Consider the following 6,538-nt stretch of genomic DNA (forward strand, 5'->3'; position numbering starts at 1 on the left):
TCTCTGTCTCAAGTTCTTCGCTGTAATAACCCAAAATTATTCCTTTTCTTTCTTTGTCTGAGATTATCCTAATTTGCACAAGTTATTTGTTTTTCATTCCTTACTAATGACATCACATCAAGAGTCAAAGAAATACAAGAAGTTACAGAATATGTTCATAATGCGGCAACATCGATCGCTCAGCTTGGTAGTGCTGTTGAAAGTTCTCACGCAGCAAGGATCGAGCAGCTAACAGAAATTTCTCGTAGTGTTGGTGATCAAATTGATCGCCTAGAGAAAGGCAATCGTCAGCTAACTGATAACTACCAAGTGTCAATGCAATCTTTAGAGCAAATGTTACAACAGATGATTGATGGCGAACAGAATTTCTTTAGGGATGCAGATTCGGCAATGGCAAAAGTGTCTGGTGGTTTGCTAGAGGCTGCCAATATTTTAGTAGAAGTAAACCGAGAATCTAGGGGGAAATAAATTATGGACGATCGCAAATTGCAGTTAGAACTTCCGCAAGAGGAAGAAGAAAATAGCGTCATGCTATCTATCGGTGATTTGATGTCTGGATTACTGATGGTATTTGCCCTGTTGTTTATCATCGTGTTTGTGCAGTATCAAGTGGCTCTAGAAAAATCTAAGGAACTCGAAAGAAAAATTCAAAAATATGAAGAAGCATTTAAAAACTTGCCTGAGTTAGTTCGCAGCCGATTAGAAGACGCTATTGGTAAGGGTTCTTTTGCGGTCGATCCAAAAACAGGCGATTTGCAAATTGGCGATCGCATTCTTTTTGATGAAGATAGCGCAACACTAAATGCAAATGGCAAAATATTTCTGAAACAGTTTATTCCTGCCTATAGCAAAATTATTTTTACATTACCACCAGAATTAGAAAGCCAAGTTACACGAATTTCGGTAGAAGGTTCGACCAGTTCTTCGGGAAGCGATCGAGAGAATATGGATTTGAGCTTACGCCGCGCTTCGGCAGTGTATCAATATATTTTTAATGATGCTAGTTTTCCAAGATTTGAAACAAAAGATCGCTTACGAGAAAAAATGCTTGTTGCAGGTAGAGGTGCATTAGATTCTAATCAAACTACAGTTGATCCTAAGGATCGCCGTGTTACCTTTCGCTTTCAAGTGCGCCGTCCAAATTTCTTAGAGTCTGAAAAACTATGAATTTACGTTTGCAATCAATTCCTCAATCTTCTCCTACCGAGTTGGCTAAATTAGCTGAGGGCATCCCACCGAGTTCTCAAAATATCCCAGATATTGACCAAATTCTCGAAAAAATCAACAACGGGAAATCTAGTACTTTGTCGGCTGTTGACTGTTTTTGGTGCGTTCTCAAAAAAACTGCTTGGGACAATGAGAGATCGCCACAAGAAGCAATTAATTCATCCAAGCAATTATGGGTTGCAGCAACACAGAATAAATTACTTAAATATTATTTGTTGAGAGGTTATTTACGTTTTTATCTAGAAAATCAACCCTTTTCTTCATCTCTTAAAGAAACTTTCTACAGTTTTGAAAATACTTTGACCGAAAATGATGTCATTATTAAAGCAATTGCATTAATACCTATGATGGGCATTTACTCAGTTGTATCTAATTCAGTAAAAGCTCAATGGGGGAAGCATGAAATTCTAAAATTTATCCAAGAACATACTGGTTTAGTCACAATTGATTTGTCAGAGTTTACACTAGAAGTTGCAGAATACTTCTCCTCACAAAATGCTAGGATTCAGACAAATGATGATAATGATCGGATAAGCAGATGGCTAATAAAATGCCTAAATCAAGAAACAGATTTGATTGGTAGACAAATAAAGGCAATTGAAAAAATTCTAACTGGAGTTAGGAAAGAAGATGGAGGGCAATATCCAGAGCTTGTCGATTGGCTAAAACAAAATTATCAAAAAGGCGATCAGGCAAAATATCTCAGTGAAAATGCAAAACGTAAGTTAAGAGAATGGATTGGTGCAGTTAACTTCGCAGACTTTGCTAAATTAATAAGACTTGTCGCCGACAGTTTGCCAGATTTCGAGAATAACAGAAAAAACAAGCAAAAAAATCAATTATTAAAACGCAGCTATTTTTGGGGAAACTATAGTGATAATTTTAGTCAAGTGCGTATTTTTATACCTACATCCTCTGAACGAATTATCAGTAGTAATTTCTTAAATGAATATACGATTCTCTACGGTTATCATAGCGAACCAACAGAAATATGTGTTTTCGATTTTGACACACATATCATTGTAGAATTTTTTAGAGGTAAATCAAGTGAAATCAGATTATTCTCTTGTCTAGAAGATGTAACTATTAGGGATAGATTATTTTCTAGTAATTCATTATCTATTAGTGATATTCGACATTTGGGTGGAAAAATTCATGATCATGCTTATTTTTGGCAATATTACTGTGAACGTTGGCTAAGTAAGCATAATATCTATCCAAATTCGACTTTAACAATGTTTAGGATAGACAATAATCACTATGTTCCTTACACAAAAGATGTTGGTATGCCAAGTCCAACATTTGATCAGACACAAAAGAGAAGAGAAAGTTCTGAGAGATTTAATCCTCCGTATTCATAAGTAAATTTTCTGTAATTAATTCACGGGAGGATCAAGGTTTTTTGTTTTAATCAACCGTCAAGTTTTGCAGAGCGGTTAGAGACTGTTGATTTAGGCGATATCACTACACATCCTCAAAATCAGACCACTCAATCCCCAACTGTTTAATCGCCGCTCGTAAAGTTCCCAACTTTAAATCTCGACCACTCCAATCAGGAATAACAGTCGCTTTTTGCGTAACAGGATTAAACCACTTACGATGGGAACCACCACCACGCCTAGAAAGCTCCTCACATCCCAGTTTAGATAGCTTTTTCGCAACTTCTCTATAATTCATTATGCTGAAATAACAGTTTCTATCAGGGCTGGAGAAGCTTGATCGGCAAATAGCAGATTATGAGGTAATTTTTTACCTAGATCATCATAAAGCTCCCGAATAGCCTCAAACGCATCGCGCACATTGACTAACACCTCATCAATAGATTCACCCTCAGTAACTAACTCTGGCAAAAGCGGCGAAGTCACCGTAAAACCACCCTCAGGCTGTGGAGTTAATAATAACGGGATTTTGTAGAGCATAGTCATAACGAGATTTGCCTAAATCTTAATTTGCAAAACTGCTATTAGATTAGCATTTTAAGCTTGACTAGTAAAAGGCGTTAATTTCCCAAAAACTAAAACATCGCCTACACCAAACTCGTCTCAAGAAGCGATCGCTGAAAACTTAATCTCAACCTTCTGATTGAGAATGCCAGCAATTTTCTGTAACATTGACAGAGAATGTTCATCATTAGCTGTTCTAAGACTTCTTACATAAAGCGATCAGTAAAAATGTCGTGAAGGCGATCGCTATTAATTAGTTTGACTGAGAAAAGCACTCTTTAGAATTATGCTTTTTTTGTATTAAGAGATGACCGCTATAGTATGATCCTCTCAATCCACAGCGAACGATCCCATACAGCTATAACTATGCGTATCGCCATATTTACCGAGACATTCCTGCCAAAAGTTGATGGCATCGTTACTCGCCTCAAATACACCGTCGAATATCTAGTCAAACTCGGAAATCAAGTATTGGTGTTTTCGCCCGACGGTGGACTTAAAGAATATTGTGGTGCAGAGATTTATGGAGTATCAGCCTTTGACTTCCCACTATATCCAGAACTAAAACTAGCCCTGCCACGCCCTTCAATAGGTCATGCGCTAGAACAGTTCAAACCCGATATTGTGCATATCGTTAATCCTGCAATTTTGGGAATGGCAGGACTTTACTATGCCAAATCGATGAACTATCCACTGATGGCTTCCTATCACACGCATTTACCCCAATATTTACAGCATTACGGTTTAGGGTTTCTGGAGGGATTGATGTGGGAACTAGTCAAAAACACCCACAATCAAGCAGCTCTAAATCTTTGTACTTCGACAGCGATGATTGAAGAACTGCGATCGCATGGTGTCGAACGCCTTGATCTGTGGCAACGCGGTGTGGATACAGTGCAGTTTCACCCCAAGTTTAAAAGTGCGGAAATGCGATCGCGCCTTACCCGAGGACATCCTGAGGATACCTTATTTCTCTACGTGGGTAGGCTTTCAGCAGAAAAGGAAATTCAGCAAATTTTGCCAGTACTCAATGCCATCCCCAATAGTCGCCTTGCCTTAGTTGGCAATGGGCCCTATCGCCAAGAGTTAGAGAAAATTTTTGCTGGGACAAACACCAATTTTGTGGGTTATTTGCATGGTGACGATCTTGCCTCTGCGTTTGCCTCTAGTGATGCGTTTTTATTCCCATCGCGTACAGAAACTCTCGGCTTAGTCTTGCTTGAAGCGATGGCAGCAGGTTGTCCTGTGGTTGCCGCAAATTCAGGTGGTATTCCTGATATTGTCACCAATGGGATCAATGGTTATTTGTTCGAGACGAATGACAGCAATGGTTTGACTCTGGCAGCCCAAAATCTTTTGCAAAATCGCAATGAGTATATGTGCATCGAAGCACGTCTAGAAGCTGAAAAATGGGGTTGGGATGCAGCGACGCGACAGTTACAAAACTATTATGAACAGACGATCGCAGCTTGCAAACCCGTTTTAATTAATTAATGGCATACTCCCTCAAAAATTGTTAAGGCGGGCGTAGCCCGCCTTAACAATTTTTGGGTTTGTTTTTAAAGAAGTATTGCGATCGCGTCCTAAAGCGGTATTCCTTCGCAGTACAATGGCGATCGCCACCATTATGTCGTAAGTATAAATACTCTCTTGATTTCCCTTGAACTTGCTACCGAAATTTACCATCGCCCTTTACTTTCTCTAGTTTTTGAGGCTCAGACGATCCATCGCCAGTACCACCAAACCGATGCTGTCCAGATGTGTACGCTCTCAAACATTAAGTCAGGTCGTTGTCCTGAAGATTGCAAATATTGTCCTCAAAGCGCTCGCTATCCCACAGGAGTAGAGACTTATCCTCTACTACCATTGGCAGAAGTGATCAGTCAAGCAGAAGAGGCAAAACAGCATGGTGCGACCAGATTTTGTATGGGGGCGGCTTGGCGCAATGCTCCTGAAGGGGAAGAGTTTGAGCGTGTGTTACAAATGGTCGAAGCCGTCGCAGGAATGGGAATGGAAGCCTGTGTAACTATGGGGATGTTGCGCCCAGAACAGGCTCAACGTCTAGCCAAAGCTGGATTAACTGCCTATAACCATAATCTTGATACTTCTGAAAGCTTCTATCCTGAAATTATTACAACTCGAACCTACCGCGATCGCCTCGAAACGATCCAGCATGTTTCAGAAGCAGGCATTCAAGTTTGTTGTGGTGGCATTGTCGGCATGGGTGAGACTGATAGCGATCGCATTGATCTTTTGCATACTCTCGCTAATCTCTCTCCTCAACCAGAGTCAGTACCAATTAATGCTCTATCGGCGGTAGAAGGAACTCCCTTTGGCGATCTACCAGCGATCGATCCGCTAATATTAGTGCGGATGGTCGCCACCGCCAGAATCCTGATGCCCAAAGCCGTGGTAAGACTTTCCGCAGGACGCGATCGGCTCAGTGTCTCCGATCAAGCTTTATGCTTCCTCGCAGGGGCAAATTCCATCTTCTCTAGTGAGAAATTGCTCACGACAGCAAATCCAGACTGGCAAAATGATGCTGCAATGTTTGAGAGACTAGGTATCATGCCAAAAGAGTTAGTATAATCCTTGAAAGATTGAAATTTTCATAATGAGGTGATTGGAAATTGGTTTACAAGCCCTATAACCAATCACCCACTATACTGTCAATAACTAGCAGCAAAGGTAAAGCGATGATCCAAACTTTAGCTAAGGCAGAAAATCAATATCTCATTAAACGGGCTGTAACTTGGGAGCAATTTAAAACCTTGCAATCCGCCTTTGAAGAAATTGGTGGTACGCGGATGATTTATTGTGAGGGAGAACTAGAAATTATGGGCATAGGGCGGCTACATGAAATGATTTGCGCGTTGCTTGGACTGTTGCTAGGACGGTACTTTATGCTAAAACGCATAAGGTTTGTGGCGACAGGAGCCTATACCCAAGAGTTGCAAGATGCTACAGAATTTCAAGCCGATCTTTCTTACAATTTTGATATCGAAAAAGATATTTCCGATCTATGTATCGAGATTGTTGTCACAAGCGGCAGCACAAAAAAGTTGAGAAAATATCAATTGCTAGGAGTACCAGAAGTTTGGTTCTGGCAGAATGGTGAGATTAGTATTTATCGCTTGGAGAATAGCGGATATGTGGAAGTTAAAACTAGTGTCTGGTTACCTGATTTAGATATTGAACATTTAGAACAATGTTTGTTGATGGATTCGCAATTAGATGCTATGACCGCTTTTGAAGAAAAATATACTTAGGAATGAAAAACAAATAACTTGTGCAAATTAGGATAATCTCAGACAAAGAAAGAAAAGGAATAATTTTGGGTTATTACAGCGAAGAACTTGAGACAGAGA

Annotated in this window: 9 protein-coding genes; 6 read left to right on the top strand and 3 right to left on the bottom strand. The window is 40.0% G+C overall.

The window, feature by feature from the left end:
• Nucleotides 1–142: 142 nt before the first annotated feature.
• Entirely contained in the window at nucleotides 143–316 is a 174-nt protein-coding gene (locus H6G05_RS24860) for a hypothetical protein (RefSeq protein ID WP_190582666.1), read from the bottom strand.
• Here H6G05_RS24860 and H6G05_RS24865 point away from each other — a divergent pair.
• From H6G05_RS24865 to H6G05_RS24875, 3 genes are read left to right on the top strand one after another with little or no spacing between them, the layout of a single operon-like run.
• A complete protein-coding gene (locus H6G05_RS24865; RefSeq protein ID WP_190582667.1) occupies nucleotides 316–468 on the top strand; it encodes a hypothetical protein in 153 nt (50 codons plus the stop codon). The two genes, H6G05_RS24860 and H6G05_RS24865, sit on opposite strands and share 1 nt — an antisense overlap.
• 3 nt (nucleotides 469–471) lie before the next feature.
• Nucleotides 472–1,167, top strand: a complete 696-nt coding sequence (locus H6G05_RS24870) for an OmpA family protein (protein WP_190582669.1) — start codon at nucleotides 472–474, stop codon at nucleotides 1,165–1,167.
• A complete protein-coding gene (locus H6G05_RS24875) occupies nucleotides 1,164–2,588 on the top strand; it encodes an EH signature domain-containing protein (RefSeq protein ID WP_190582671.1) in 1,425 nt (474 codons plus the stop codon). Before H6G05_RS24870 ends, H6G05_RS24875 begins: the two co-directional genes overlap by 4 nt.
• Nucleotides 2,589–2,691: 103 nt before the next feature.
• On the opposite strand, the gene H6G05_RS24880 is transcribed toward H6G05_RS24875, so the two are convergent.
• Together H6G05_RS24880 and H6G05_RS24885 are read right to left on the bottom strand one after the other, a co-directional pair.
• Nucleotides 2,692–2,904, bottom strand: a complete 213-nt coding sequence (locus tag H6G05_RS24880) for a type II toxin-antitoxin system HicA family toxin (protein WP_190582673.1) — start codon at nucleotides 2,902–2,904, stop codon at nucleotides 2,692–2,694.
• Nucleotides 2,904–3,152 carry a type II toxin-antitoxin system HicB family antitoxin gene (locus H6G05_RS24885; RefSeq protein WP_242025830.1) on the bottom strand — a complete coding sequence of 83 codons (249 nt, stop codon included), beginning with the start codon at nucleotides 3,150–3,152 and terminating at the stop codon, nucleotides 2,904–2,906. The genes H6G05_RS24880 and H6G05_RS24885 overlap by 1 nt, the downstream gene beginning before the upstream one ends.
• A 384-nt stretch (nucleotides 3,153–3,536) precedes the next feature.
• Here H6G05_RS24885 and H6G05_RS24890 point away from each other — a divergent pair, with 384 nt between their 5' ends.
• The 3 genes from H6G05_RS24890 to H6G05_RS24900 all read left to right on the top strand — a co-directional run bounded on the left by H6G05_RS24890 (nucleotide 3,537) and on the right by H6G05_RS24900 (nucleotide 6,439).
• Nucleotides 3,537–4,664: a glycosyltransferase family 4 protein gene (locus H6G05_RS24890; protein ID WP_190582675.1), complete on the top strand. Its 1,128-nt coding sequence runs from the start codon at nucleotides 3,537–3,539 to the stop codon at nucleotides 4,662–4,664.
• A gap of 156 nt (nucleotides 4,665–4,820) precedes the next feature.
• Entirely contained in the window at nucleotides 4,821–5,759 is a 939-nt protein-coding gene (bioB, locus tag H6G05_RS24895) for a biotin synthase BioB (RefSeq protein ID WP_190582677.1), read from the top strand.
• 107 nt (nucleotides 5,760–5,866) lie between these two features.
• On the top strand, nucleotides 5,867–6,439 hold the full coding sequence (locus H6G05_RS24900; protein ID WP_190582679.1) for a Uma2 family endonuclease: 573 nt from the start codon (nucleotides 5,867–5,869) through the stop codon (nucleotides 6,437–6,439).
• Nucleotides 6,440–6,538 lie beyond the last annotated feature (99 nt).

Origin of the sequence: Phormidium tenue FACHB-1050 (assembly GCF_014696925.1) — a bacterium.
Classification (GTDB): domain Bacteria; phylum Cyanobacteriota; class Cyanobacteriia; order Pseudanabaenales; family Pseudanabaenaceae; genus Pseudanabaena.

Bases quoted from the DNA above. Each gene is read 5' to 3' on its own strand.
- H6G05_RS24865 (WP_190582667.1), top strand. From the start codon at position 316: ATGCAATCTTTAGAGCAAATGTTACAACAGATGATTGATGGCGAACAG.
- H6G05_RS24870 (WP_190582669.1), top strand. From the start codon at position 472: ATGGACGATCGCAAATTGCAGTTAGAACTTCCGCAAGAGGAAGAAGAA.
- H6G05_RS24875 (WP_190582671.1), top strand. From the start codon at position 1,164: ATGAATTTACGTTTGCAATCAATTCCTCAATCTTCTCCTACCGAGTTG.
- H6G05_RS24880 (WP_190582673.1), bottom strand. From the start codon at position 2,904: ATGAATTATAGAGAAGTTGCGAAAAAGCTATCTAAACTGGGATGTGAG.
- H6G05_RS24885 (WP_242025830.1), bottom strand. From the start codon at position 3,152: ATGACTATGCTCTACAAAATCCCGTTATTATTAACTCCACAGCCTGAG.
- H6G05_RS24890 (WP_190582675.1), top strand. From the start codon at position 3,537: ATGCGTATCGCCATATTTACCGAGACATTCCTGCCAAAAGTTGATGGC.
- H6G05_RS24900 (WP_190582679.1), top strand. From the start codon at position 5,867: ATGATCCAAACTTTAGCTAAGGCAGAAAATCAATATCTCATTAAACGG.